This window comes from Bradyrhizobium sp. Crot121 (genome assembly GCF_059512385.1).
Genome location: NZ_JCAMOR010000282.1, coordinates 1 through 843, shown reverse-complemented (window position 1 = coordinate 843; position 843 = coordinate 1). Strand labels below are relative to the sequence as shown.

1 protein-coding gene is annotated in these 843 nt (G+C 53.1%); it reads left to right on the top strand.

Going from position 1 to position 843, the window contains the following annotated elements; genetic code table 11:
• The first annotated feature begins 119 nt into the window (after positions 1-119).
• A complete protein-coding gene (locus AC5ZGW_RS46525) occupies positions 120-557 on the top strand; it encodes a hypothetical protein (protein ID WP_130232035.1) in 438 nt (145 codons plus the stop codon).
• The last annotated feature ends 286 nt before the right edge of the window (positions 558-843 follow it).

The following is an 843-nucleotide window of genomic DNA, read 5'->3' as shown; positions in this document are numbered from 1 at the left end:
TCAAGCTCACCACAATCCCATGACGATCAAGCCCGTTGCCCATGTCACAAGGGCCGCGTAACATTCATTCTGGCAACTTCGGCCCGACGTAGTTCAACACCGATCGGGACATCCCCCTGATGGAACGGCATGACATCTACCAGAATCAAATCCGATCCGAATTCGACGATATGCAAGCGCGAAGCAGTTTGCTGAAAGATATGAATAAGGCATTGGCGGCCCTGCGCACCAATCGACCTACCGATGAAAAGACGGTTAGAGACTACGGCAGCTTCGTCGATTCGCAAGGCAAGACTCAGGATGTGTTTGAATGGATGCAGGCACACGGCATCTCCATCGAGACGGAGAAATCCGACAAGAGAGGTGTGCAGTCGCAGTTCGACGCTGCCATCAACAACCTTAAGGCGGCGATTGACAGTGCCAATAGCGAAGGGCAGATGGCGTTGATTTTTCTGCAAGGGCTGCTTGCTAAGCTCAATGATGTTGCTGCACTGATGTCTAACCTTCTTTCAAAAGATCAAAAGATCAAGGAGGTGATCATTGGCAACTTTCGTTGAGAGACGGCAACAAATGAGTAGTACAGGACGGGGGCAATCATCCCAGTTCTGCCCAACTGTCCTCACAGTTGCAATGAATGCAAGTGCGACGGTGGATGTGAAATGGACCCCGGTTTTGGGACCAGAGGCTAAGTTGGAAAAGGGCCGCTCCGCTTGATAGACGGAGCGCATGATGACGACGAAGACACGACGGAAGATCGACGCGGCGTTGAAGGCAAAGATCGCGCTGGAAGCCGTGCGGGAGCAGGCGACGGTGGCCGATCTGGCCCAGCGCTATGAGGTTCAC